The 24,269-nt window shown below is 60.5% G+C and carries 24 protein-coding genes; 13 read left to right on the top strand and 11 right to left on the bottom strand.

Annotated features, from left to right (window positions below; genetic code table 11):
* Nucleotides 1-126 precede the first annotated feature (126 nt).
* Complete coding sequence (locus tag RXV86_RS12155; RefSeq protein WP_316300026.1) at nt 127-1,095, bottom strand: NADPH:quinone oxidoreductase family protein; 969 nt, start codon at nt 1,093-1,095, stop codon at nt 127-129.
* Between the two features lie 166 nt (nt 1,096-1,261).
* Between RXV86_RS12155 and RXV86_RS12150 the strand changes: the two genes are divergently transcribed.
* The 12 genes from RXV86_RS12150 (at nt 1,262) to RXV86_RS12095 (ending at nt 13,005) form a co-directional block, all read left to right on the top strand.
* Nucleotides 1,262-2,893, top strand: coding sequence for a long-chain fatty acid--CoA ligase (locus RXV86_RS12150; RefSeq protein WP_316300025.1), 1,632 nt, complete (start codon nt 1,262-1,264; stop codon nt 2,891-2,893).
* Nucleotides 2,894-3,054: 161 nt separating this feature from the next.
* On the top strand, nt 3,055-4,218 hold the full coding sequence (locus tag RXV86_RS12145; RefSeq protein ID WP_316300023.1) for an acyl-CoA dehydrogenase family protein: 1,164 nt from the start codon (nt 3,055-3,057) through the stop codon (nt 4,216-4,218).
* A 12-nt stretch (nt 4,219-4,230) separates the two neighbouring features.
* Nucleotides 4,231-5,349, top strand: coding sequence for an acyl-CoA dehydrogenase family protein (locus tag RXV86_RS12140; RefSeq protein ID WP_316300021.1), 1,119 nt, complete (start codon nt 4,231-4,233; stop codon nt 5,347-5,349).
* Between the two features lie 13 nt (nt 5,350-5,362).
* Complete coding sequence (locus RXV86_RS12135; protein ID WP_316300019.1) at nt 5,363-6,190, top strand: SDR family NAD(P)-dependent oxidoreductase; 828 nt, start codon at nt 5,363-5,365, stop codon at nt 6,188-6,190.
* Nucleotides 6,191-6,192: 2 nt separating this feature from the next.
* Nucleotides 6,193-6,660 (top strand): MaoC family dehydratase, encoded by a 468-nt coding sequence (locus RXV86_RS12130; RefSeq protein ID WP_316300017.1) that lies wholly within the window; start codon nt 6,193-6,195, stop codon nt 6,658-6,660.
* On the top strand, nt 6,657-7,583 hold the full coding sequence (locus tag RXV86_RS12125; protein WP_316300015.1) for an SDR family NAD(P)-dependent oxidoreductase: 927 nt from the start codon (nt 6,657-6,659) through the stop codon (nt 7,581-7,583). The genes RXV86_RS12130 and RXV86_RS12125 overlap by 4 nt, the downstream gene beginning before the upstream one ends.
* Nucleotides 7,584-7,588: 5 nt before the next feature.
* Nucleotides 7,589-8,791 carry an acetyl-CoA C-acyltransferase gene (locus RXV86_RS12120; RefSeq protein WP_316300013.1) on the top strand — a complete coding sequence of 401 codons (1,203 nt, stop codon included), beginning with the start codon at nt 7,589-7,591 and terminating at the stop codon, nt 8,789-8,791.
* Between the two features lie 104 nt (nt 8,792-8,895).
* Nucleotides 8,896-9,867 (top strand): nitronate monooxygenase family protein, encoded by a 972-nt coding sequence (locus tag RXV86_RS12115; protein WP_316300010.1) that lies wholly within the window; start codon nt 8,896-8,898, stop codon nt 9,865-9,867.
* On the top strand, nt 9,860-10,525 hold the full coding sequence (locus RXV86_RS12110; RefSeq protein ID WP_316300009.1) for a histidine phosphatase family protein: 666 nt from the start codon (nt 9,860-9,862) through the stop codon (nt 10,523-10,525). The genes RXV86_RS12115 and RXV86_RS12110 overlap by 8 nt, the downstream gene beginning before the upstream one ends.
* Before the next feature lie 10 nt (nt 10,526-10,535).
* Entirely contained in the window at nt 10,536-11,570 is a 1,035-nt protein-coding gene (locus tag RXV86_RS12105; protein WP_316300006.1) for a phosphotransferase, read from the top strand.
* A gap of 2 nt (nt 11,571-11,572) precedes the next feature.
* The gene (locus RXV86_RS12100) at nt 11,573-11,983 is read left to right on the top strand and encodes a PaaI family thioesterase (RefSeq protein WP_316300004.1); all 411 of its coding nucleotides are present in this window, start codon (nt 11,573-11,575) and stop codon (nt 11,981-11,983) included.
* On the top strand, nt 11,980-13,005 hold the full coding sequence (locus RXV86_RS12095; RefSeq protein WP_316300002.1) for an NADP-dependent oxidoreductase: 1,026 nt from the start codon (nt 11,980-11,982) through the stop codon (nt 13,003-13,005). The genes RXV86_RS12100 and RXV86_RS12095 overlap by 4 nt, the downstream gene beginning before the upstream one ends.
* Nucleotides 13,006-13,026: 21 nt before the next feature.
* Here RXV86_RS12095 and RXV86_RS12090 read toward each other — a convergent pair whose 3' ends face one another.
* Entirely contained in the window at nt 13,027-13,425 is a 399-nt protein-coding gene (locus tag RXV86_RS12090; protein ID WP_316300278.1) for a hypothetical protein, read from the bottom strand.
* Between RXV86_RS12090 and RXV86_RS12085 the strand changes: the two genes are divergently transcribed.
* The gene (locus tag RXV86_RS12085) at nt 13,346-14,800 is read left to right on the top strand and encodes a serine hydrolase (protein WP_316300000.1); all 1,455 of its coding nucleotides are present in this window, start codon (nt 13,346-13,348) and stop codon (nt 14,798-14,800) included. The two genes, RXV86_RS12090 and RXV86_RS12085, sit on opposite strands and share 80 nt — an antisense overlap.
* A 225-nt stretch (nt 14,801-15,025) precedes the next feature.
* On the opposite strand, the gene ccoS is transcribed toward RXV86_RS12085, so the two are convergent.
* The 9 genes from ccoS to ccoN all read right to left on the bottom strand — a co-directional run bounded on the left by ccoS (nt 15,026) and on the right by ccoN (nt 24,209).
* Entirely contained in the window at nt 15,026-15,184 is a 159-nt protein-coding gene (ccoS, locus tag RXV86_RS12080; protein WP_316299999.1) for a cbb3-type cytochrome oxidase assembly protein CcoS, read from the bottom strand.
* Nucleotides 15,185-15,188: 4 nt separating this feature from the next.
* Nucleotides 15,189-17,375 carry a heavy metal translocating P-type ATPase gene (locus RXV86_RS12075; RefSeq protein ID WP_316299997.1) on the bottom strand — a complete coding sequence of 729 codons (2,187 nt, stop codon included), beginning with the start codon at nt 17,373-17,375 and terminating at the stop codon, nt 15,189-15,191.
* Nucleotides 17,376-17,379: 4 nt separating this feature from the next.
* Nucleotides 17,380-17,853, bottom strand: coding sequence for a FixH family protein (locus RXV86_RS12070; protein ID WP_316299995.1), 474 nt, complete (start codon nt 17,851-17,853; stop codon nt 17,380-17,382).
* Nucleotides 17,853-19,280 (bottom strand): cytochrome c oxidase accessory protein CcoG, encoded by a 1,428-nt coding sequence (gene ccoG, locus RXV86_RS12065; RefSeq protein WP_316299993.1) that lies wholly within the window; start codon nt 19,278-19,280, stop codon nt 17,853-17,855. Before ccoG ends, RXV86_RS12070 begins: the two co-directional genes overlap by 1 nt.
* A 112-nt stretch (nt 19,281-19,392) precedes the next feature.
* Nucleotides 19,393-20,280: a LysR family transcriptional regulator gene (locus RXV86_RS12060; RefSeq protein WP_316299991.1), complete on the bottom strand. Its 888-nt coding sequence runs from the start codon at nt 20,278-20,280 to the stop codon at nt 19,393-19,395.
* A 506-nt stretch (nt 20,281-20,786) separates the two neighbouring features.
* On the bottom strand, nt 20,787-21,653 hold the full coding sequence (gene ccoP / locus RXV86_RS12055; protein WP_316299989.1) for a cytochrome-c oxidase, cbb3-type subunit III: 867 nt from the start codon (nt 21,651-21,653) through the stop codon (nt 20,787-20,789).
* A 5-nt stretch (nt 21,654-21,658) separates the two neighbouring features.
* Nucleotides 21,659-21,850: a cbb3-type cytochrome c oxidase subunit 3 gene (locus RXV86_RS12050; protein ID WP_316299987.1), complete on the bottom strand. Its 192-nt coding sequence runs from the start codon at nt 21,848-21,850 to the stop codon at nt 21,659-21,661.
* An 11-nt stretch (nt 21,851-21,861) separates the two neighbouring features.
* Nucleotides 21,862-22,590 (bottom strand): cytochrome-c oxidase, cbb3-type subunit II, encoded by a 729-nt coding sequence (gene ccoO, locus RXV86_RS12045; protein ID WP_316299985.1) that lies wholly within the window; start codon nt 22,588-22,590, stop codon nt 21,862-21,864.
* A 14-nt stretch (nt 22,591-22,604) separates the two neighbouring features.
* Nucleotides 22,605-24,209: a cytochrome-c oxidase, cbb3-type subunit I gene (ccoN, locus tag RXV86_RS12040; protein ID WP_316299983.1), complete on the bottom strand. Its 1,605-nt coding sequence runs from the start codon at nt 24,207-24,209 to the stop codon at nt 22,605-22,607.
* Nucleotides 24,210-24,269: the final 60 nt, after the last annotated feature.

The raw sequence follows: 24,269 nt of genomic DNA, 5'->3' as shown, positions 1-24,269 counted from the left end.
CTGGTGGCGCCGAGCTAGCGCTCAGCGCACCGCATGGTCTGCATTCCGGTTTTACCACAGCACCAGATTGCCCGGTCGCGATTCGAGTATTTGTGCCAAGAAAGAGGTGCGGCTTGGGTAGTCTGCTCAGGGGGTCAGGACGATCTTGCCCGTGGCTCCGCGGCCGAGGACGCGTGCCAGCACGGCGGCAGCGTCCTCGAGCGGATAGCGCCCCTCGATCAACGGTTTGACCTTGCCCGCGGCATACCAGCCAAACAATTCTTCCATGTTGGCCGCATAGACATCCGGCTCGTGCATAGTGAAATTACCCCAGAACACACCCACGACACTGTATTCCTTGACCAGGGTCAGGTTGACTGGAAGCTTCGGAATCTCGCCCCCGGCAAAGCCAATCACCAACAACCGTCCGTTGCGTCCCATGAACCGGCTGGCCGCGTGGAAGGCATCGCCACCAACCACATCATAGCAGACATCGGCACCCTTGCCCTTGGTCAGGCGTTTGACGTCATCCTTGAGATTGTCATAGCCGATCACTTCGTCGGCGCCGGCTTCCTGCGCCAGTGTGCGCTTTTCCTCGGTCGAGGCTACGCCGATGACACGGGCGCCCATGATCTTGCCGATCTGAACCGCCGCGATGCCGGTTGCCCCCGAAGCGCCAAACACCACCAGAGTTTCCCCGGCTTTCAGATCGGCACGTTGTTTCAAGGCGTGATGCGAAGTGCCGTAGGCCACCATCAACGCGCAGGCATCCGCCGGGTCCATCCCGTCTGGCATGACGAAACACTGGTTCGCGGGCATGGCGATCAGTTCGGCGTAACCGCCTAAGCCACCCTTGCCCGCCACCCGGTCGCCCACAGCAAATCCACTGACACCTTCACCCACGGCGGCCACCGTCCCGGCCACCTCCATTCCTGGAGTAAAGGGGGTCGGCGGCTTCATCTGGTAAAGCCCCTGAACCAACAGCCCATCGGGATAGTTCACCCCCGCCGCCTCAACCTTGATCGCGATCTGGCCCTTGCGTGGTTCGGGGGCGGGCACATCCTCGATCACCAGATCCTCAAGCGGTCCATATTCCTTGCAGACGATTGCCTTCATGCGTGTGCCCTCCTGTTGCCTGGCCACGTTAGTGACCAGCCCGGCCTCGCCGCAAGGGCTCAGGCCATGAAATGCCGGAACGTCACGACACGCAAAACCGCTTCCCAATCCTGCCCGGCCCGGCATAGGCTCTGGTCACCAAAAGCCAGGGAGAGAGGAAACCGCCATGTTGGGCCAGATGATGCACCGGCCGCTGATGATCAGCGATATCATTACCTACGCCGCTGAAATGCACCCGCAAGGTGAGCTTGTATCGGTCCGTACCGAAGGCGACATCCACCGCCAGACCTATGCCGAAACCGGCGCGCGTGTGGCCCAGCTGTCCCATGCCCTGCGGGCACATGGGATCAAGGTGGGCGACCGTGTCGCGACACTGGCCTGGAACGGCTATCGCCATTTCGAATTGTACTATGCGGTCTCGGGCATCGGTGCCGTCTGCCACACGATCAACCCACGCCTGTCGGCGGAACAGCTGATCTACATCGTGAACCATGCCGGGGATAAGGTGATGTGTGTCGACACCACCTTCGTGCCGATCCTCGAGGCGGTCCGCGATCATCTGCCCCATGGCATGACCTATGTGATCATGACCGATCGGGCGCATATGCCCGAGAACACGCTTGATGCACTCTGCTACGAGGAACTGCTGGAGGGACAGCCCACTGTAATCGACTGGCCCGAGTTCGACGAAAACACCGCTGCAGGCCTGTGTTATACATCCGGCACAACCGGCAATCCCAAGGGTGCGCTCTATTCGCACCGCTCGACCGTGCTGCATGCGCTGTTCGAGGCGATGACGCTGGGCCCGTCGATACCCCCGGAGTCAAAGATCCTGCCAGTGGTCCCGCTGTTTCACGTCAACGCCTGGGGCCTTCCTTATTTCGCGCCGCTGATGGGCCATTCGCTGATCATGCCCGGCGGGGCGCTGGACGGCCCGTCGCTGTTCAAACTGATGGACAGCGAGAGCGTATTCTCGGCCTGGGGTGTGCCTACCGTATGGCTGGGCCTCGCTGGTGAAATCGAGGCCCAGGGCCGCAAGCCGGACAATTTCGGCCACATGGTTGTCGGCGGATCTGCGGCCCCCCGGATGATGATCGAACGTTTTGAAAAAATGGGCGTCGACGTGGTTCACGCCTGGGGCATGACCGAAATGTCGCCGATCGGCACCCATGGCACCATGCCCAAGTGGGTCGCCGAGCAGCCTTTTGAAAAGATGATCGACTACAAGGCACTTCAGGGCCGCCGCATCTTTGGCGTTGACCTCAAGATCGTTGATGAAGATGGCAATCGCCAGCCCCATGATGGCCAATCTGCGGGCGAGCTTTACGTGCGCGGGAATGCCATCGTGTCGGGCTATTACAACAATGCCGAGGCAAGTCAGGAGGCAATGGACGCCGATGGCTGGTTTGGCACCGGAGACGTAGCAGTGATCACGCCGGACGGGTTCCTGTCGATCCAGGACCGCGCCAAGGACTTGGTGAAATCGGGCGGCGAGTGGATTTCTTCGATCGACCTTGAAAACGCCGCAGTGTCTCACCCGGCGGTGGCCAATGCCGCCGTGGTTGCCGTGCCCCACCCGAAATGGGATGAACGCCCGGTGCTTATCGCCGTACCTGCGGGGAGTGATCGTCCCAGCCTTGAAGAGATGCACGAACATATGTCCGAACATTTCGCCAAGTGGCAGCTGCCTGACGACCTGATCTGGGTCGATGAACTGCCCCTGACGGCAACCGGCAAGGTGTCCAAGCTGAACCTTCGCCGCACCATGGGCGACTACCGCCTGCCGGATCAGCGCTGACACCTGTTGAAATCCCGACTTGGGCCAAGGCCTTATAAAGGCCTTGGCGCGCGCCAGAACGCTACGGCACACGACGCCGTGACGCACCGTCAAACCCGACGCCCCCTTGCGCGGCACCCCCCTTTCGGTGTGCCCTACCAGAGGTTCTGGGAGGAAACCGCATGTCCGAAACTCTTGAAAACTTCCGCACGGAAATCGCCGATTGGATTGCCGCCAACCTGCCGCCCGAATTGCAGGGCGTTGCACAAAGCGAGGAAACCATCTGCTGGGGCGGTCGCAACTGGCAGTTCACTTCGGGCGCCCAACGCGACTGGCTTTCCCGCTGCCATGCCCGCGGCCTGACCTGCCCGCGCTGGCCCACCGAATACGGCGGCGGCGGGCTGTCACGTGCGGAGGAGAAAATCCTGCGCGAGGAAATGGATCGTTCTGGCGCGCCCTCCCCATTGCAAAGCTTCGGCATCTGGATGCTTGGCCCGGCCCTACTGAAATTCGGTACCGACGAACAGAAAGCAGCGCATTTGCCCGACATCACCGCCGGCAAAATCCGCTGGTGTCAGGGCTATTCTGAACCCGGCGCCGGATCGGACCTTGCCAACGTGCAGACGAGAGCCGAGGACATGGGCGATCACTGGCTGGTCAACGGCTCGAAAATCTGGACGTCCTATGCCGACAAGGCTGACAAGATTTTCGCCCTGGTGCGCACTGACCGCGAGGCCCCCAAACACCTCGGCATTTCTTTCATGCTGATCGACATGGAAGCACCGGGCGTGACCACCAAACCCATCCGCCTGATCTCGGGCGCGTCCCCCTTCTGCGAGACCTTCTTCGACAATGTGAAAGTGCCCAAGGAGGGAACAATTGTCGGTGAAATGAATCGCGGCTGGGATGTGGCCAAGTACCTTTTGACCCACGAACGTGAAATGATTGGTGGCGGTGGTGGCGGTCTTCTTGCCGGGTCCACACTAGCAGACCTGATGGGCACACTTGATCCGGTTGCCGCTGCCGACCCATTCATCCAAACCCAGGCGATGGAGCTTGAAGTCGATGCCATGGCCTTTGCCCTAACTATGGAGCGCTACAAGGACATGGCCGAGGCCGGTCAGGGCGTCGGCCACGCCTCTGCAATGCTGAAATACTATGGCACCGAGTTGAACAAACGCCGGCACGAGATTGTCATGTCGGCCCGAGGTACAAATTCGCTCGATTGGGAAGACGGAGCGGCGGCGACATGGCTCAGGACCAAGGCCAACTCGATCGAGGGCGGCACCTCGGAGGTGATGCTCGACATCATCGCCAAGCGCGTTCTCGAACTGCCGTCGAAATGAGGCGCCGCTGACATGGAAAAACTGCTCGATACCGAAGACGAGGTCATGCTGCGCGACGCTGCGCGCGGGTTCCTGGAAGAAAATGCACCGCTGTCGGCTTTCCGTGCCAACCGCGACGCGGTGCGCTCGTATGATCCCGCACTCTGGTCCGAAATGGCCCAGATGGGTTGGGCCGGGGTGCTATTACCGGAAGAGGCTGGCGGGGCAGATATGGGCCACCGTGCCGCCGGCATCCTCTCCGAGGAAATGGGCAAGACTCTGGTGGCGTCACCATTCATCGCTTCTGCAGTCATCGCCGCGACAGCCCTGCGCGATGCCGGGTCCGATCATTTGGCGGATATCGCCGCCGGTCAGGCCCTATATGCGCTCGCGATTGACGAAAGCGCCAAGTTTTCCCCCAAGCACAGCGCGCTTCAAGCGCGTGGCGAGGGCAACGCCTTCCGCCTGTCGGGGCGGAAATGCTTCGTTGCCGACGGTGCCTCTGCCAATCGCATTCTGGTTCTCGCCCGTACCTCAGGCAGCGCAGGCGAAACGCAGGGCCTGACCTTGTTTAACCTTGATGCCGACCGTGCAGGCCTGAACCGCGAGGCCGCAAACAGCATCGACGCCCGCGACTTCGCCACGCTCGACTTCGACAATGTCGAGGCCACCGGCGATGACGTGATCGGAGACGTCGACAATGGCCTCGCCGCGATCACCCCCGCGCTTCAGGCCGGACAGGCCGCCCTTGCCGCCGAACTGACCGGTCTTTCCTCGGGCATCGCCGCGATCACCCTTGGCTACCTGAAAGAGCGCAAACAATTCGGCCGCACCATCGGCTCTTTCCAGGCCCTGCAACATCGCGCCGCGCATCTCTTCAGCGAGATCGAAGTCACCGCTTCCGCCATCGCCAACGCAGGCCGGGTTCTGGATGCAGGCGGCTCGTCTGACCTTGCGGTCAGCCTCGCCAAGGCTCGCGCTACACAAACGGCAAAACTCGCCGTGATGGAAGGTGTGCAGATGCATGGCGGCATCGGAATGACCGACGAATACGATGCCGGATTTTTCATGAAACGTGCCCGTGTCGGGGCCGAATGGCTGGGTGATTACGGCTATCACGCGGCCATTATCGCCGCCCATCGCGGACTTTGAAGGAGATCACCCAATGACCACCCTCACCCCCAACGCCCTGTTTGATCTGACCGGCAAGGTGGCCCTTGTCACCGGTGGCGCCACCGGCATTGGCCGGATGGCGACCGAAGGCCTCGCTGCTGCAGGTGCGCGTGTCATCATCTGTTCGCGCAAGGCCGATGCCTGCGCCGCCGTCGCCGACGAGGTCAACGCGCTTGGCCTGCCCGGCAGCGTCGAAGGCTTCGGCGGCGACGTCGCCACTGAAGAGGGTATCGACGCCATCGTCGCAGAGGTCACATCGCGCACCGACACGTTGCACATCCTGATGAACAACGCCGGGCGCACCTGGGGCGCGCCGATAGGTGAACACCCCTATGACGCCTGGGACAAGCTCCTGTCGCTGAACGTGCAGGGCATGTTTCACCTGACACAGGAACTGCTGCCGCTGCTGCTCAAGGGTTCGGCGCCGAACGACCCCGCGCGCGTGGTTAACGTGGGTTCGGTCATGGGCGACATCCCCAAGGGCACAGCCACCTATTCCTATGCCGTCTCCAAGGGCGCGGTGCATCACATGACCCGTGTCCTGTCGAATGACCTCGCCCCGCAGGGCATCACCGTCAACGCTATTGCCCCCGGCCCGTTCGTCTCGAAAATGACCGCTTTCGCGCTCGCCTCCGAGGCCGGTCAACAACAAGCCGCCAAGGGTGTTCCCCTTGGCCGTGTCGGCACACCTGAGGATATCGCGGGCGCGTTACAATACCTCTGCAGTCGCGGCGGCGCTTATGTCTCGGGCGCGATCCTTCCCTTGTCTGGCGGGATGCAGTCCAACGCCCCCGGCAACCTCTTCAACGAGGACCTGTAGTCATGCCCGACACCATTACACTCGCTGAACTGAAGGCGCTCGAAGGCAAACCCTTCGGCACCTCCGACTGGTACGAAATCACACAAGAGAAAATCGACAAATTCGCCGACGTCACCGAGGACTGGCAGTTTATCCATTGCGACCCCGAGGCAGCCAAGGAAACCCCATTCGGGACCACCATCGCGCACGGCTTCCTGACGCTCTCGATGCTTTCGGCCATGGTCTATGAAATGCCGGTCCTGAAAAACGTCGCAATGGGTGTGAACTATGGCTTCGACAAGATCCGCTTCCTGTCACCCGTGCCCGCCGGTGCCCGCATCCGGGCGCATTTCACCATGACCCATGTCGATGACAGCCACCCTGGCTTCGTCACCACCCGCATGGAAACCACAATCGAGATCGAGGGTCAGGACAAACCGGCGCTGATCGCAGATTGGATCGGCCGCCGCTATTTCGGAGAAGAGACATGACAATTCGTTTTGACGGGCGCGTCGCCATTGTCACCGGTGCAGGTGTGGGCCTTGGCCGGTCTCATGCACTTGGCCTCGCCGCGCGCGGTGCCAAGGTCGTGGTAAACGATCTTGGGGTCGCCACCGACGGCACAGGATCGTCTGATGCCGCCAAACAGGTCGTTCACGAAATCCGCGAAGCGGGTGGCCACGCCATCGCCAATGGCGCCAATGTAGCCAACGCCGATCAAGTGCAGGCCATGGTGGACGAAGCGATTGCCGAATTCGGCCACGTCGACATCCTTGTGAACAACGCGGGCATCCTGCGCGACAAGACCTTCGCAAAGATGCATCTCGACGACTTCCAATCCGTGCTCGACGTTCACTTGATGGGGTCCGTCAACTGCACCCACGCTCTTTGGCGCCACATGATCGAACGCGAATATGGCCGCATCGTTTTCACCACGTCGGCCAGCGGCATGTATGGCAATTTCGGGCAGGCCAACTATGGCGCGGCCAAATCCGCCATGCTGGGCCTGATGAACGTGCTGCACCAAGAGGGCCATCGCAAGGGCATCCGCGTCAACATGCTGGCCCCCACCGCCGCCACCAGAATGACCGAGGCGTTGCTCCCACCCGCGGTCCTGCCGCTGCTTGCACCCGAGACGATCACGCCGGGCCTCCTCGCTCTTGTCAGCGAAGACGCCCCGGCCAAGATGATCCTTGGTGCGGGTGGCGGTTGTTTTGCCGAAACCAAGATCTACGAAACCGAAGGCGTTGCCCTGCCTGATGACGACATGACGCCCGAAGCGGTGATGGCCAACATGGCCCGCATCCGCGATCCGCAAGGTCAGCAGGAAATGCCCGGTGCCTTCGACCAGACCAACAAATACATCCGCAAGGCCGCAGACCTGCGCGGCATCTCGCTTGACCAAAAGGACTAAGACCCATGCGCGACGCTCTTATCGTTTCCACCGCCCGCACCCCGATCGGCAAGGCCTATCGCGGCGCTTTCAACGCCACCTCGGCGCAAACCCTGATCGGCCACGCCGTATCGAACGCGGTCAGCCGTGCAGACCTCGATGGCTCGGAGGTTTCCGACTGCATCATCGGCGCGGCCCTGCAGCAGGGCTCGACCGGCGGCAATATCGGTCGGCAGGCGGTGATCCGCGCAGGTCTGCCGGTAACCGTGGCCGGAATGTCTCTCGACCGTCAGTGCTCGTCCGGCATGATGGCCATAGCCACGGCGGCCAAACAGGTTGTGCATGACGGCATGGACATCGCCATCGGCGGCGGGGTCGAATCCATCAGCCTCGTCCAAAACGAAAAGATGCGCGTCGACCATCTGGCTGACAAATGGATCCAAGCCAACAAGCCGGCGCTTTACATGACCATGCTGGAAACCGCCGAAACCGTGGCCGAACGCTACGGCGTCAGCCGCGAAGATCAGGACGCATACGCCCTGCAATCGCAACAGCGCACCGCCGCCGCGCAGGAAGCAGGTAAGTTCGACGATGAAATCGTGCCCCTGACCACCAACATGGGCGTGATGGACAAGGAGACCAAGGAAATCTCGTTCCACGAGGTTACGCTGGAAAAGGACGAAGGCAACCGCCCCGGCACCACGCTGGAAAACCTCCAGGGGCTGCAACCGGTCTTTAAAAACGGCCAAGTCATCAAGGAAGGCAAATACATCACCGCCGGCAACGCAAGCCAGCTCTCCGACGGGGCCTCGGCATCGGTTGTGATGGAGGCCAAAGAGGCCGAGAAGCGCGGGCTGGAACCGCTGGGCCGCTATGTCGGCGTGATGGCCGCCGGGTGCGAACCCGACGAAATGGGCATCGGACCGATCTATGCCGTGCCGAAACTGCTCGACGCGCACGGCCTCAAGATGGACGATATCGGGTTGTGGGAACTGAACGAAGCCTTCGCCAGCCAGGTGCTGCAATCCGCCCGCGTCCTCGGCATCCCCAACGAGATCCTCAACGTCGATGGCGGCGCGATTTCCGTAGGCCACCCCTATGGCATGTCCGGTGCCCGCATGGTCGGCCACGCCCTGATCGAGGGTAAACGCCGTGGCGCGAAATACGTGGTTTGCACCATGTGCGTCGGTGGCGGCATGGGCGCGGCGGGCCTGTTCGAGGTTCTTTGACCCGGCTATTGGCCCGTCAGGCCCACGCCCGGGCGACGGGGTGGGTGGGCGGGTCGTTGCCCGGGCGTGGGACACCCTCTCTACACACACTCACGGATGCATTCATGACCCTTCCCTCCCAACTTCAGAACCTGCGCCTGCCAGTCATCGGCTCTCCACTTTTCATCATCTCGAACCCCGATCTGGTGATCGCCCAGTGCAAGGCCGGTATTGTCGGCTCGTTCCCGGCGCTCAACGCCCGCGAACAGGACGGAGACCCGATCATGCTTGAGGCGTGGTTGAAGCGCATTACCGAAGAGCTGGATGCGCACAATCAGGCCAACCCCGATCACCCCGCCGCACCCTACGCGGTAAACCAGATCGTCCACCGCTCGAACACGCGGCTCGACCGGGATCTGGAAATCTGTGCCAAGTGGAACGTGCCAATCTGGATCACCTCGCTGGGTGCAAGGGTCGAGGTTAACGAGGCCGCCCATTCCTGCGGTGGCATCACCCTGCATGACATCATCAACAACACCTTCGCGCGTAAAGCGATCGAGAAAGGTGCAGACGGTCTGATCGCAGTTGCCGCCGGCGCAGGCGGCCACGCTGGCGCGCAATCCCCGCTCGCCCTGATCAGCGAAATCCGCGAATGGTTCGACGGCCCGCTTGCCCTCTCGGGCGCGATTGCCAACGGCAATTCAATCCTTGCAGCGGAAGCCATGGGCGCTGACCTCGCCTATATCGGCTCGCCCTTCATCGCCACGGAAGAGGCCAACGCAGTTCAGGGCTACAAGGACATGATCGTTGCATCCGGGGCCGAGGATATCGTCTATTCCAACCTCTTCACTGGCGTACATGGAAACTATCTCGCGCCTTCGATTGCCAATGCCGGGATGGACCCGAAAAACCTTGAACACTCCGATCCATCCAAGATGAATTTCGGTGCTGACCGCGAGAAACCCAAAAGCTGGAAAGAAATCTGGGGGTCCGGACAGGGTATCGGTTCGATCAAGGAAGTGCAGTCCACCGCCCGGATGGTCGACCGATTTGCCGCTGAATACACAGCGGCCCGCGAAAGGCTCTGCGGTGCCTGAGCTTTTCCTCATCCGCCACGCCCAGGCCTCGTTCGGGGCGGCGAATTACGACAAGCTTTCCGATCTCGGCCATGAGCAGTCCGAGGAACTGGGCCGTGCTTTGAAGGCCCAAGGCGTAACACCCACGTCCTTCTGGGCTGGCACCCTGACCCGTCACCGCGAAACGCTCGACGGTATCCTGCGTGGCATGGGCGCCTCTGCTGCACCGCAAACCCACGCCGGATTCAACGAATTCGATTTCACCGCCCTGCTGAATGCGAAATACGCAGAACAACCCGCCCCGGAAAACATGCACACCGAACGCAAATCCCACTTTCGCACCCTGCGCGACACGGTGCTGGAATGGGAACGCGACGATATTCCAAACCCACCGGAATCCTGGGCCGATTTCACCAACAGAACCCGCCACGCCATGCGCACCGCCATGGACCCGGACCAACAAACCGTGCTTGCCGTGTCCTCGGGCGGCGCAATCGGTCGTATCGTCGCCGACACGCTCGATTGCCCGCCCGGCCAACAGATCAAGCTGCAACTCCAAACCAGGAATTGCTCTGTCACCCGTTTCGTCTACTCTGCCAGGACAACCTACCTGACCGGGTTCAACGAAACCCCGCACATCAACGCCGCCAACCAAGAGCGGCTTCTGACTTACTCCTAGGGAGGCCAACATGAGCGCGAACGCCGCCGCCCAACTCGATACCGACGCGGTTGAAACATACCTCACGGCCAACTTGCCCGGTTTCACCGGTCCGATCGAGCTGCACAAGTTCTCGGTCGGTCAATCCAACCCGACGTTTCGTCTGACCACGCCGTCAGGCGAATATGTCCTGCGCCGCAAACCCCCCGGGGTCTTGCTCAAATCCGCCCATGCCGTCGACCGCGAGTTCCGGGTACAAAAGGCGCTGGCAGGTACCGACGTGCCGGTCGCGAACATGCACCTCCTGTGTGAAGACGATGACGTCATCGGGTCCGCTTTCTACGTGATGGAAAACGTCACCGGCCGCCGCTTCGACGACCCGTCCCTGCCCGAACTCGACAAACCGGACCGCCGTCCCGTCCATGATGAAATGTGCCGCGTTCTCTCGGCCATCCACTCGGTCGATATCAACGCTGTCGGCCTGTCGGATTATGGCCCCCCCGGCAACTATTTCGAACGTCAGGTCGGGCGCTGGTCCAAGCAATACGAGGCGTCGAAAACCGATAACATCCCCGAGATGGAAGAGCTGTCGCAATGGCTGCAAACCAACATTCCCGCAGATGACGGGCAGCGCACTCTGGTCCACGGCGACTATCGCATCGACAACCTGCTCTGGCATCCCTCGGAACCGCGCGTTCTTGCCATTCTTGATTGGGAACTCAGCACCATCGGCCACCCCTTCGCCGATGTTGGTGCGGTGCTCATGCAATGGGCCATGCCTCCCGGCACCGAGGGCCGTGGCCTCGCCGGCATTGATCGCACCGCCAAAGGTCTGATCACCGATACCGAATTCGTCGAAAGCTACTGCCGCCACCGCGGGCTTCCCGGCATCGACAAGCTCGGCTTCTACCTCGCCTTCAACTTCTTCCGCATGGGCGGCATCCTTCAGGGCGTGTTGAAACGCGCGCTCGACGGCAACGCCTCAAACCCCGAACGCGCCAAGAAGTTGGGCGGCTTCGTCCCCCTCTTTGCCAATGCCGGGCTTCAGGCGGCCAAGACGGTGTGACCATGGACGACTCATTGCGCGAACCCCCCTACCCGTTTCAGGCTCATCTCGGCTTTACCATCGACGAGTGGAACCAGGATTACTGCCGCCTATCCCAACCCATGGTCCCTCATATCGGCAACCGATACGGCATCCCCCATGGTGGCGTACTGGCAACACTGCTCGACACCGCCGCAGGCTATGCCGTCTGCTACACTGGCGACCGCGACAACAAGCAGCTGGTAATGACCCTGTCGCTCAACGTGCAATATCACTCGGTCGCGCGCGGCGAGATGCTGATCGCCGAGGGCCGCAAGACCGGCGGCGGCAAATCCGTCGCCTTCGCCGACGCCGAAATCACAGACGAAAATGGCACCAAGATCGCGACGGCCACGGCCGTCTTCAAATACCGTTCCGGAAAGGGAAAACCATGACCGACCAAATGCAATGTATCACCTTGGCCCAGCGCCCCTTTGGCGCGCCCAAGGACGAGGATTTCGCCCTCGAAACCCGCGACATCCCCACCCCCGGTGAGGGTGAGGTTCTGGTCCGCGTCCACTACATGTCGCTCGACCCCTACATGCGTGGCCGCATGAATGACGCCAAGTCCTATGCCGAACCCGTACCGATTGGCGGCGTCATGGAGGGCGGCGGATGCGGCGAAGTCATCGCCTCGAACGATCCCAGTTATGCCCCCGGAGACATGGTCTTTGGCATGTTCGGTTGGGCCACACACGGGATTCAACCGGGAAACATGCTGCGCAAGCTCGATCCGCGTGTGCCGATCACCACCTCGCTTGGCGTGCTGGGTATGCCCGGTTTCACCGGTTGGTACGGCCTCACGGAACTCGGCAAACCGAAAAAGGGGGAAACCCTCGTCGTTGCCGCCGCCACCGGCCCTGTCGGCTCGATGGTGGGCCAGATTGCCAAGGCGCGTGGATTGCGCACTGTCGCCATTGCCGGGGGCGCCGACAAATGCGCACTGGCGACCGAAAAGTTCGGCTTTGACGCCGCCATCGACCACCGCGCCCATTCCGATGCCTCGTCGTTGCGCAAGGAACTGGCCGCCGCTTGTCCCGATGGCATCGACATCTATTTCGAGAATGTCGGCGGCAAGGTATTCGAGGCCGTGCTGCCCCTGATGAACCGCTTCGGTCGTATCCCGGTCTGCGGCATGATCTCGGGCTACAACGCCACCGAAATGCCCGAAGGCCCCGACCGGTTCCCGATGTTCTGGAGCACGGTCCTGATCAAGCACCTGACCGCGTCAGGCTTCATCATCTCGAACCATTTCGACCTCTACCCGGCCTTCCTGCAAGAGGTGGTGCCGATGATCTCTTCAGGCCAGGTCGCCTATCTCGAGGACATCGCCGAAGGTATCGAAAACGCCCCGCGCACCTTCATGGGGCTGCTCGAAGGCAAGAATGTCGGCAAGCAGATCGTCAAACTGATCTAGAGCGCGCGGAGTTTGGTCTAGTCATGTAATCCCCCGATCGCCGAGGCAGCATTTGCATGCCACCACGCGTTCGAAAATCGGGGCAATTCCATTGAACGCAAGGCGCCTCGGTTTGATTTGCAACACTGCGGTTTTTCCTTTGAAACCCGCCGCCACATTGCTGCCACAATTGCTTATCTGGGGGAGGGTTTGTCGCTCTCCCCCAAGATGTAGCAATTCCTGCCGTCTATCCAATTGAAAACAAATCTTTTCTAAAAATGTAGCCCATGCTAGGTTTGAAGCATCAAAAAAATGCCAGCCGGAAAACCGGCGGTGATTGAGGCAGAAAAGGCAGACACCCATGCGCATGCGTGGCAGGCACCCCGTCCGGTACGGGATATTCATCTTTGCAGCATTGTGGATGCTTGTCGTCGTGCCCATTTCGGCCGCGGCCGCGCCCTATGCAGCGATGGTCGTGGATGCGCGCACTGGTGAGGTGCTGCATTCCCGCAACGCCGACACGCGCCTGCACCCGGCCTCGCTCACCAAGATGATGACGCTCTACATCGCCTTCGAAGCGATCAAACGCGGCGAAATCAGCCTCGACACCAATATCCGAATCTCAAAAAATGCTGCCGCCGAGCCGCCTTCGAAACTGGGTCTCAAGGCCGGGCAAAGGATCAAGCTGCGCTATTGCATCCGGGCGGCGGCGGTAAAATCCGCCAATGACTGCGCCACGGCAATTGGCGAGGCGATCTCGGGCTCCGAGGCCAAGTTTGCCCGCCGGATGAACCGCACCGCCAAGGCGCTGGGCATGACCCGCACCACCTTTCGCAACGCCCATGGGCTGACCGAGAAGGGGCACCTGTCAACGGCGCGCGACATGACCTTGCTAGGCCGTCACCTGCTCTATGACTATCCACAGTACTACAACCTGTTCTCGCGCCGCTCGACCCATGCCGGGGTGCGCGAAGTGTCGAATACCAACCGCCGGCTTCTGGATGCCTACAGAGGCGCTGACGGCATCAAAACCGGCTATACCCGCGCTGCCGGATTCAACCTTGTCGCCTCGGCCGAACGGGGACGTGAACGGGTGATTGCCACCGTGTTTGGCGGCCGCTCCACCGCGTCGCGCAATGCCAAAGTGGCCGAGCTTCTCGACCTCGGGTTCCGCCGCGCACCGTCCAAGGCGCCGCTGCGCAAACCGGCCGCGCCCACCTATGCGCAGCCGAAACCCAAGAAGCACATCCCCGGAACAGCAGGTAAAACCATCCGCCTGATCACCGCCGTCAAGAAAAGCCTGCGCCCCAAGGTGCGCCCGGGCAGCGAGACAATTCCGACCCCGGCCCCGGTGATCGTCGCCGGGCTCAAGGATGATATCCAGGACGCCCTGAAAGAGGTTCAGGCCACGCCGGACCCTGCACCCAAGCCAAAGCCCGAGCCGACCGCTACTTCTCAAGTCAAACCCACCAAACCAAGTGTCACCCCCAAGGCCCGGCCGGCAAACCTCGTTCTGGCCTCAGCCCCCGCTTCACCGAAGCAGGTACAGGAAGTCGTCACCCGCATCAGTGCCAAAGGCAACAAGCATTGGGGCATCAATGTCGGGCGTTATCGCTCGCGCTATGCCGCCGAGCGTGTTCTGCTGAAGACCGCGCTGAACGAGATGGAAACGCTCGATGGCACCTCGCGCAAGGTGATCCAGAGCAAGAAGGGGTTCGACGCCAACTTTACCGGCCTGACCCGTGACAGTGCCGAACTGGCCTGCCGCCGCTTGCAGGCCCGCAATGTCACCTGTTTCATGATCGGTCCCGGCTGATCAGAGGCTTTGCGCCGCCTTCGGCGTCGCCAGGGGGCCTCGCTTCGCTCGGCGGGACGGCGGGCCCGTCGCTGCTTTCCCAGAGATCGCATCAAGATCAGCTGTCGGGATTTGAGTATTTTCCCCAAGAAAGAGCACGGACGCTGGTCTCTTTCTTGGCGCAAATACTCAGAAGACCCACCTCTTCAAACCGGGCAGGCACCTGCAATTGGAACGGTGGAACGTTCAGCTCTTGGGTTTGTCGTCATATTCGTCTGACAGGATGCGCCGGGCATTGCCTTCGGGGTCGTCATATTGATTGCTGCGCACGGTAAAGACAAAAGCCAGAAGCCCGACACCGCCCAGGATCAACGAGATCGGGATCAAATAGGTCAGGATGTTCATGCCGTTACCTCAACCGCAATGCATTCAGCGACACTGTAATCGAACTGGCGGACATCGCCAATGCGGCAATCAGCGGCGTGGCGAGGCCCGCCACCGCCAAAGGCACAGCGATCACGTTGTAGAGCGTGGCAATACGGAAATTCTCGCGGATGCGGCGGATGGCGGATTGCGCCGTGCTCACTGCATCACCAATCGGTGACAGATCTCCGCCCAGAAGCACGATATCGCTGGCCACCCGCGCCGCGTCCAGCGCGCTGGCCGGTGAGATTGACACATGCGCCGCGGCAAGCGCCGCCGTGTCATTCAGACCATCGCCCACCATCAAAACCTTGCGCCCGTCCTCGGCCATGTCCTGCACCCGCGCGGCCTTGTCCGCAGGCAGCGCCTCGGCCATCCAATGCGGAATGCCCAGGCGCGCCGCCATGGCCTCGACCGCCGCGGTGGTATCGCCCGACATCAGGTAGACCTCTTTGCCCGCCTCTTTCAGTGCGGCAATCGCCTGTTCGGCGCCTTCGCGCAGCCGGTCGGTGAATTCGAACGCCTGCGAGTCTTCATCACCGACCTTAAGCCAGGCCGCCGTGCGGCTGATCGACGGCGCATTGACCCATGTGGCACGGCCCAGGCGAACTTCGCGGCCCTGCCACGTGCCCTTGGTGCCGTATCCCGGAACCTCGGTGATCTCTTCGACTTCGGCAGGCTCAAACCCCGCGTCACGCGCGGCCGCCACCAGCGAAACCGAAAGCGGATGCGAAGATCCCTGCGCCAGCGCCATGGCAATTTGAACATCGCGGGTCGACACCTGATCCAGGTTCATCACTTCGGGCGTGCCCGAAGTCAGCGTGCCGGTTTTGTCGAACACCACAGTATCGACCTGCGCCAACCGTTCCAGCGCGGTCGAGTGCTTGATCAGCATCCCCTTGCGGAACAGGCGCCCCGACGCTGCTGTCGTCACAGCCGGCACGGCCAGGCCAAGCGCACAGGGGCAGGTAATGATCAGAACGGCGGCAGCGATGTTAAGCGCCGTTCGCACGTCCCATGTGTAAAGATACCAACCGACAAAGGCCAAGGCGGACAGGATATGCACGCCCGGCGCATAAAGCTTGGCGGCGCTGTCTGCCAGCGAGGTATAGCGCGAGCGGCCCGATTCAGCGATCGCCACAAGATCTGCCATACGGTGCAGCGAGGTCTCTTCACCTACGGCCGTAGCGCGGATCACCAGCGGCCCGGTCAGGTTCACCTCACCCGCCGAAACACCCTGCCCCGGTCCACCATAGACCGGCAGAGTTTCCCCGGTCAGAAGCGAGCGGTCGATCTCTGAATGACCTTCAAAAATCTCGCCATCTACCGGCATCCGTCCGCCCGGGCGCACCAGAACCAGATCTCCAACGACAACCTGCGCGACCGGCACCTGATGTTCCTCGCCATCCACCATCAGGATCGCACGGGGCACTTCCAAAGCGGCCAGTTCCTCGGCCGCGGACCGGGCAATCGCCCTTGTGCGGTGGTCAAGATAACGACCGGCCAGAAGGAAGAAAGTGAGCGCCAGCGCCGCATCGAAATAGGCATGTTCACCGGAAAGGGACGTTTCCCAAAGCGACGTGAAAACCGCCAGCAGGATCGCCAGCGTAATCGGCACATCCATGTTCAGCCGCCCGGCCCTGAGCGCCGTCCAGGCGTGACGGAAAAACGGCTGGCCGGAAAAAGCAATCGTCGGCAGGGTGATCGCGGCACTGATCCAGTGAAACATGTCGCGGGTTGCATCCGCTGCCCCGGACCAGACCGACACTGACAACAACATCACATTCATCGAGGCAAACCCGGCCACGGCCAACCGCATCAACAGCTCGCGACCGGCCTTGTCGGTCTCGGTCGCACTCAGTGTCCCGGGATCAAGCTCGTATGCCTCATAGCCTATGTCTTCCAACATCTTGGCCAGATCGTTGGGCATCACCTCAGGGTCGGCCTCGATCGTGGCGCGCTTGAGGGTCAGGTTCACCCGCGCGCTTTCGACACCAGGATAGTCATTCAGCGCCTTTTCCACCGCAACGATACAGGCGGCGCAGTGAATTGTTGGCAATGACAGGGCAATGCGCACATCTTTTTGCTCGGCCGCATCCGCCAACGCCTCGGCCGCCGGGGCGGCAGAGCAGGCCGGACAGGCCGAAAGGTTTGGGCGCATCGTTGCGGTCATGGCGCTACTTCTTGAATTCCATCTTCACACGTTTGCGGAACTCGGTGCCGTCGGCAGCATAGGCCACCATCCGCACGTCCCAATTGCCATCTTGCAGGCTCAGCGGTGCGACATAGGCGCTGCCGTTGAACCGGAACTCGGGCTCGACATCTTCCTTTACGCTGGTCGGGCGACCCAAGATCGCGTTCAGCTCTTTTACTTCGACCGGGTTGCCGTTGCGGTCGGTGATGGACAGGACCAATTCCTCCCCCTCATGCCGTGCCGACACAGACCAGCCCAGGGCCTCCTGCAGCGCCTTGCGCTTGTCGAACTCCTGGCTCGCGACATACGAGTTCTTGACCTCAAGCCCGGGGAAAGTCTTCACCGCGCTAAACGCCATGATCAGGTTGACCGCGATGATCACTCCGAAGGCGGCGACAAAACCGATCAGCACATGCTTGCCGGTGATCTCGCGGCCCTTTTTCGTGCCGTCGGACATCAATTCGCCTTTCCGTTAAACACGGTATCTTTATAGGCTCGGTCGCCATTTGTCATGTCTTCCGCCCAGAAGCGGAACGGAACGCGTTCACTTTCCGCTGGCTGCGATCCCTTGGGCGCCATGACGTAGACGCGCACCGGCAGGGCGGTATCGGCGGGCACCTTGACGGAACTATAGGCACTGCCTTCAATCTCCATCGTCAGGGATGGGTCGCCCCGTACCGACAACAGGAATGGTCGTTCTTCGCCGTGCTTGTTGCGCAGCTTGATCTCGTAGACATTGCGTATCGTACCATCGGACAGTGTTACAAAGGTCGGGTTGCGGATCGGAGCGACAGTCATGTCGATGTCAGAGCGGATAAACAGCGCCACGATCAGGCCAACACCCACCAGCGACCATAGGCTGGTGTAAAGCATGGTCCGCGGCCGGAAAACGTGCTTCCAGATGTTCTTGGCGGTCCCGCCCTCGCGTTCGGCCTTTTCGTCGGTATAGGCCATGTAATCGATCAAACCGCGCGGCTTGCCGATCTTGTCCATCATGTCGTCGCAGGCGTCGATGCACAGCGCACAGGTGATGCATTCCAGCTGCTGACCGTCACGTATATCGATCCCCACAGGGCAAACGTTCACACAGGCCATGCAATCGATGCAGTCCCCCTGATCCGGGTTCTCCTTGCCTTTCTTCAGCTTGCCACGCGGCTCACCACGCCAGTCGCGATAGGCCACGACAAGCGTGTCCTCGTCCATCATCGCCGCCTGAATACGGGGCCATGGGCAGGCATAGATACAAACCTGCTCCTGTGCGATCCCGCCGAAGAAAAAGGTCGTGCCGGTCATCACCATGATGGTGGTATAGGCAATCGGGTGCGCCTGGCCGGTAACCAGGTCCACCAAAAGTGTTGGCGCATCGGTGAAATAGAAAACCCAGGCCCCACCGGTCGCAAGCGCGATCAAAATCCAGGAGCTGTACTTGATTAACCGCAGGCGGAACTTGCGGAAGTCCCATTTCTTCTGCCGGTGCAGACGCAGGCGCGCGTTGCGGTCCCCCTCAATCCAGCGTTCGACCAGAACGAAAAGGTCCGTCCAAACTGTTTGTGGACAGGCATAGCCGCACCACACCCGCCCCAATGCCGAGGTAAACAGAAAAAGCCCCAAACCGGCCATCACCAGCAAGCCTGCAATGAAATAGAATTCATGCGGCCAGATCTCGATCCAGAAGAAATAGAATCGGCGGTTCGCCAGGTCTGCCAGAACCGCCTGATCGGGCAGGCTGGGCCCACGGTCCCACCGAATCCAGGGGGTCAGATAGTAGATCCCCAGGGTAAAAATCATGATCCCCCATTTCAGGTTACGGAACTTGCCGTAGACCTTTTTTGGAAACACCGGCTCACGCGCGGCATAAAGCTTTTGGGGTTCTTGTTGGGACACGGAATCACTCCGGAAATACTGTTCGCAGTCAGGGTCTTCTCACAGGTTGGGATCACGAACACTTTGACCTGTATCAAACCGGCTTCGATATTCTACATTTTTGACACACCTATTATTTAGTCACGCTTTGCCGCCCCTGCCTGCGTAGCCACCTGACAAATTCACGCACAGGCGGGCGCTGCACCCCGGGGCGGGTGACGATGAAATATCCCTGCGCCCTGTCATCGCGGCACAGGATGTTCAATCGTCCGGCCGCAATATCGGCCTCAACTGTCACCAACGCCACCGCCGCCAGCCCCTGACCGGCACGCACCGCTTCCAGCATCATGTTGCCAGGCAGCGACGTTGTTCCATGGGTCAGCTCGCCACTGGCACCATGTCGGCTCAGGAATGCACTGGCCTCGTTTGTGCCGATTTCCTGCAACCAGGGGAACTCGCCCAGCGCCTCAATCTCACAAGGGGTCGGCCCGTTATAAAGCGAGGCCGCCCCCACCACCACGACCGGCGATGGCAGCAGCAAGTCGGTCTCGAGTCCACGCCACTCGCCATTGCCATACCGGATCGACAGATCAACTCCTCCAGGGCCGATCTCGCGCACTTCCGCCGAGGCGTCGATCATCAGATCAATACCGGGATGTTTGGCGCGGAAATCCGGCAAACGTGGCACCAACCAGGCCGATGCCAGAGTCGGAGTGGCCGACACCAACAGCGGTCGTTCGGCCTCGACTCCGGTCATTTCGTCGATTGTCTGGGCAATCCCCTCAAACCCCTGTTGCAAGGCCCTGGCCAGCCGCTCGCCCTCTGCCGTCATCCGCAGTCTGCGCCCGGTTCGGTCAAACAAGGCGACGCCCATATGCGCCTCCAGCGCACGTATCTGCTGGCTTACCGCCGCGTGGCTCACGTTCAAACGCGCGCCAGCCTTTGTGATGTTGCCTGTTTCGGCATAGGCCGCAAAGGCACGCAGCGCGGCAAGCGGCGGTAAGGACATCCAATCAATCATGTAATCTCACCTTACATATAGACAGGCACTTTGACTCGCAACAAAGCCGTAAAATTTCCTATTTTCAAGACATTACTGCATGAGGAAAGGAAAAGTCATGCTTACAATATGGGCCGATTCCTTCTTGATCGCCACACGTCAGAAAACGCACAGCCGCTCGCGTTGGGACGCACCAGATCACTGGCGGCAACGCAAAACTTCAACCCCAAACCGGAGAAAGCACCATGATTGACCCTATCGTCTATCACCCTGACCTCAGCGACCGAGGGTTGCGTAATTTCCGCGTCTGGCCTTACCTGTGCAACTGCGCCGAGACAAAAAAACACCGGCGCGCAGGCCGGTGGGGATCGGGTGCGAACAAAAGCCTCTAAAGAGGCATTTCATCGTCACCTATTGAAATTCTGCACAACTTGGGCAGAATAAGCTGGCACCGGCCTTCCAGGAAACGCGCGAACAGGACGGAAGGGCCGGTGCCATATCCGGGGGCTCACACCCCCGGAATTCTTTTATTCACCACCACCAAGCTGGTGGACATAAGTCGTAACGGCGCGAATCTGCGCTTCGCTGAGACGGGTGTCCCAATTCGGCATAACGCCCGAACGACCGTTGTAGACGGTTTCCTTGACCGAATCGTAGTCACCGCCATACAGCCAGATTGCATCAGCCAGGTTCGGCGCGCCTTGATCTTGGTCACCTACACCGCCTTCTGCGTGACAGGACGAGCAGTTATCTTCGAACACGACCGCACCGGCTGCGACAAGGCTTGCGTCCTTGGCTTCGCCAGACAGCGACATCACGTAGTTGACCACCTGTTCGATCTCTTCTTTCTCAAGAAGCTCGTCACGGCCATAGGCACCCATATCGTTGATCCGGGTGTCTTCGTGATCCGGGCTGCGGATACCGATTGTGATGGTTTCATGGATCGCTTCCATGCTGCCACCCCAAAGCCAGTCATCGTCCTGCAGGTTGGGATACCCCTTGAACCCCTGCGCACCCGAGCCGTGACACTGGGCGCACCAGGTCTTGAACACGGCGGCGCCCGACGACACGGCATAGCCTTTCAGCTCGGCATCGTCCGCAATCGAGGCAAGCTCGACCGAGGCCAGCTTGTCATTCTTCGGTGCGTTCGCTTCATTGACCGCGTTGATGTCGGCAGCCACTTCACCCCGGGTCGAGAATCCCAGGTAACCGGCGGTCGCGCCCTTGATACCCGGCCAGGCCGGATAAGCGATGGTGTACCAAATGCCCCAGATGATGGTTGCGTAGAAGATCCACACCCACCAGCGCGGCAGCGGGTTGTTGAATTCTTCAATCCCGTCCCAGCTGTGGCCCGTGGTATCCGGGTCTTGGTGATTTTCAGGTTGTTTAGCCATATGTCTTACGCCTCCTTGGCGTCCCGCGCAGGCGCGGGCTTGTCTTCATGCCGAAACGGAATCTCTGCCACATCGCGATAGGTCTTCGTACTTCCTGGCCGGAACATGACCCAAAGGACCATGACGACGAAGAATGTGAAGAGTGCGAGCAACATCCAGCTGTCGGCGAACTCACGCAGAAGGGAATATGTTTCCATGATTCCCTCCCTTAACGGCTTTCGTCCGGCGTGAAGGTCGAAAAGTCGACCAACGTGCCAAGCATCTGCAGATAGGCGACCATTGCGTCCATCTCCGAAATGCCGGGCTTGCCGTCAAAGTTGCGCACTTGGACCTTTTCGCCATAACGCTCCATCAGACCGTCATAGTCGCTGTCCGGATCGGCCTGGGCAGCAAAGTCTGCCTTGGCGTTTTCGATCATCTCGTCGGTGTAAGGTACGCCGACAAGCTTGTGCGTTGCCAACAGGTCGCCGATGTATTTGCCGTCGATCATCCGGTTTTCCATGTAGCCGTATTTCGGCATCACGGATTCCGGAACAACCGATTGCGGATCGCGCAGGTGGTCGACATGCCATTCGTCCGAGTAACGGCCGCCAACACGGGCCAGGTCAGGCCCGGTCCGTTTTGAGCCCCACTGGAACGGATGGTCATATTGCGACTCTGCCGCCAGCGAGTAGTGACCATAACGCTCGACCTCGTCGCGCATCGGGCGGATCATCTGGCTGTGGCAGACATAGCACCCTTCGCGGATATAGAGGTCACGACCGGCCAGCTCGAGCGGGGTGTAGGGGCGCATGCCGTCCACATCCTCGATCGTGTTTTCCAGCCAGAACAAAGGCGCGATCTGAACGATGCCGCCGATGGTCACCACCAGAAAGGCAAAGATGGCCAGAAGCGTTACGTTTTTCTCAAGTACATGGTGTTTGTCGAGAATTGCCATTAGTCCAACCCTCCTTATTCAGCTGGGACCATGTGGTTCGTGGCTTCAACAGCCGGCGAACGTCTCACGGTCATCCAAAGGTTGTAGCACATGATGATTGCGCCCGCGAGGAACAGCAAACCACCGGTGCCGCGTACGACATACATCGGGAACTTGGCCGCCACGGTGTCGGCGAACGAGTTCACGAGGAAGCCATTGGCATCCACTTCGCGCCACATCAGGCCTTCCATGATCCCCGTGACCCACATCGAGGCCGCGTAGAGGATGATGCCGATGGTGGCGAGCCAGAAGTGCCAGCTAACCAGACTGTTGCTGTACAGTCCGACACGGTTCCACAGTTTCGGAACCAGGAAGTACAAGGCACCAAAGGTGATCATGCCGTTCCAGCCCAACGCACCCGAGTGCACGTGGCCAATGGTCCAGTCGGTGTAGTGCGACAGCGAGTTCACCGCGCGGATCGACATCATCGGACCTTCAAAGGTCGACATGCCGTAAAACCCGATCGAGATCACCATCATCCGGATCACCGGGTCGGTGCGCAGTTTATCCCATGCACCCGACAGGGTCATCAGACCGTTGATCATGCCACCCCAGCTCGGCATCCACAGCACGATCGAGAAGACCATACCCAGCGTCGAGGCCCAGTCAGGCAGAGCGGTATAATGCAGGTGGTGCGGACCGGCCCAGATGTACAGGAAGATCAGCGCCCAGAAGTGGATGATCGACAGCTTGTAGCTGAACACCGGACGTTCGGCCTGCTTGGGCACGAAATAGTACATCATGCCCAGGAAGCCTGCAGTCAGGAAGAAGCCCACGGCGTTGTGGCCATACCACCACTGCGTCATGGCATCCTGCACGCCGCTGAACACCTGAACCGATTTGGAACCCCAGATCGAGACCGGGATCGACAGGTTGTTGACGATGTGCAGCATTGCAACGGTGATGATGAACGACAGGAAGAACCAGTTGGCCACATAGATATGCGGCTCCTTGCGCTTCATGATCGTGCCGACGAAGACGAGGAGATAGGCAACCCAAACGATGGTCAGCCACCAGTCAACATACCACTCCGGCTCGGCGTATTCTTTGCCTTGCGTAGCACCCAGAACATAGCCGGTTGCGGCCAGCAGGATCACGATCTGAAAGCCCCAGAACACAAACCACGCCAGGTTGCCGCCCCAAAGCCGCGCTGCGCTGGTGCGCTGCACGACATAGAACGACGTGGTGATAAGCGCGGTGCCGCCAAAGGCGAAGATCACGGCGCTGGTGTGCAGCGGCCGCAGGCGGCCAAAGTTCAGATAGCCCTGCGCCCATTCAAAGTTCAGCGCCGGAAAGGCGAGCTGAAACGCAATTGTCACGCCGACAAGAAATCCGACCACGCCCCAGAAAGCCGTCAGAGCGACGCCGACACGGATCGGCCCGTCCATATACTCACCGGAAAGATCGGTTTGCGCGACCGGATTACCAGTCCGGCGCAATGTCCAAATAAAGGCCACAACGGCGACAAGCGCGATTTCGATCGCGTTCACCATATAGGCCACGTCACGTGCATAAGAGGCCGCGATCAGCGCAAAAAGCGCGATCAGGCCGAACACGATCAGCTTGATGTAGTTACCCATTTTTCGTCCCTTCGTCTTGCCCGGCGCGATTCGTTCTCCCGCGCAGGGGGATTTGACTGG

Origin of the sequence: Aliisedimentitalea sp. MJ-SS2, assembly GCF_032586155.1 — a bacterium.
Classification (GTDB): domain Bacteria; phylum Pseudomonadota; class Alphaproteobacteria; order Rhodobacterales; family Rhodobacteraceae; genus JAWHTC01.
Note: the sequence above shows the minus strand (reverse complement) of the source record. Positions and strands in the feature narration are given on the sequence as shown.

Bases quoted from the DNA above. Each gene is read 5' to 3' on its own strand.
- RXV86_RS12120 (WP_316300013.1), top strand. From the start codon at position 7,589: ATGCGCGACGCTCTTATCGTTTCCACCGCCCGCACCCCGATCGGCAAG.
- RXV86_RS12105 (WP_316300006.1), top strand. From the start codon at position 10,536: ATGAGCGCGAACGCCGCCGCCCAACTCGATACCGACGCGGTTGAAACA.
- RXV86_RS12130 (WP_316300017.1), top strand. From the start codon at position 6,193: ATGCCCGACACCATTACACTCGCTGAACTGAAGGCGCTCGAAGGCAAA.
- RXV86_RS12150 (WP_316300025.1), top strand. From the start codon at position 1,262: ATGTTGGGCCAGATGATGCACCGGCCGCTGATGATCAGCGATATCATT.
- RXV86_RS12135 (WP_316300019.1), top strand. From the start codon at position 5,363: ATGACCACCCTCACCCCCAACGCCCTGTTTGATCTGACCGGCAAGGTG.
- RXV86_RS12050 (WP_316299987.1), bottom strand. From the start codon at position 21,850: ATGGAAACATATTCCCTTCTGCGTGAGTTCGCCGACAGCTGGATGTTG.
- RXV86_RS12060 (WP_316299991.1), bottom strand. From the start codon at position 20,280: ATGATTGATTGGATGTCCTTACCGCCGCTTGCCGCGCTGCGTGCCTTT.
- RXV86_RS12085 (WP_316300000.1), top strand. From the start codon at position 13,346: ATGCGCATGCGTGGCAGGCACCCCGTCCGGTACGGGATATTCATCTTT.
- RXV86_RS12090 (WP_316300278.1), bottom strand. From the start codon at position 13,425: ATGGGCACGACGACAAGCATCCACAATGCTGCAAAGATGAATATCCCG.
- RXV86_RS12155 (WP_316300026.1), bottom strand. From the start codon at position 1,095: ATGAAGGCAATCGTCTGCAAGGAATATGGACCGCTTGAGGATCTGGTG.
- RXV86_RS12070 (WP_316299995.1), bottom strand. From the start codon at position 17,853: ATGTCCGACGGCACGAAAAAGGGCCGCGAGATCACCGGCAAGCATGTG.
- RXV86_RS12095 (WP_316300002.1), top strand. From the start codon at position 11,980: ATGACCGACCAAATGCAATGTATCACCTTGGCCCAGCGCCCCTTTGGC.
- RXV86_RS12100 (WP_316300004.1), top strand. From the start codon at position 11,573: ATGGACGACTCATTGCGCGAACCCCCCTACCCGTTTCAGGCTCATCTC.
- ccoS (WP_316299999.1), bottom strand. From the start codon at position 15,184: ATGAACATCCTGACCTATTTGATCCCGATCTCGTTGATCCTGGGCGGT.
- ccoP (WP_316299989.1), bottom strand. From the start codon at position 21,653: ATGGCTAAACAACCTGAAAATCACCAAGACCCGGATACCACGGGCCAC.
- RXV86_RS12075 (WP_316299997.1), bottom strand. From the start codon at position 17,375: ATGACCGCAACGATGCGCCCAAACCTTTCGGCCTGTCCGGCCTGCTCT.
- RXV86_RS12140 (WP_316300021.1), top strand. From the start codon at position 4,231: ATGGAAAAACTGCTCGATACCGAAGACGAGGTCATGCTGCGCGACGCT.
- ccoN (WP_316299983.1), bottom strand. From the start codon at position 24,209: ATGGGTAACTACATCAAGCTGATCGTGTTCGGCCTGATCGCGCTTTTT.
- ccoO (WP_316299985.1), bottom strand. From the start codon at position 22,590: ATGGCAATTCTCGACAAACACCATGTACTTGAGAAAAACGTAACGCTT.
- RXV86_RS12115 (WP_316300010.1), top strand. From the start codon at position 8,896: ATGACCCTTCCCTCCCAACTTCAGAACCTGCGCCTGCCAGTCATCGGC.
- RXV86_RS12125 (WP_316300015.1), top strand. From the start codon at position 6,657: ATGACAATTCGTTTTGACGGGCGCGTCGCCATTGTCACCGGTGCAGGT.
- RXV86_RS12145 (WP_316300023.1), top strand. From the start codon at position 3,055: ATGTCCGAAACTCTTGAAAACTTCCGCACGGAAATCGCCGATTGGATT.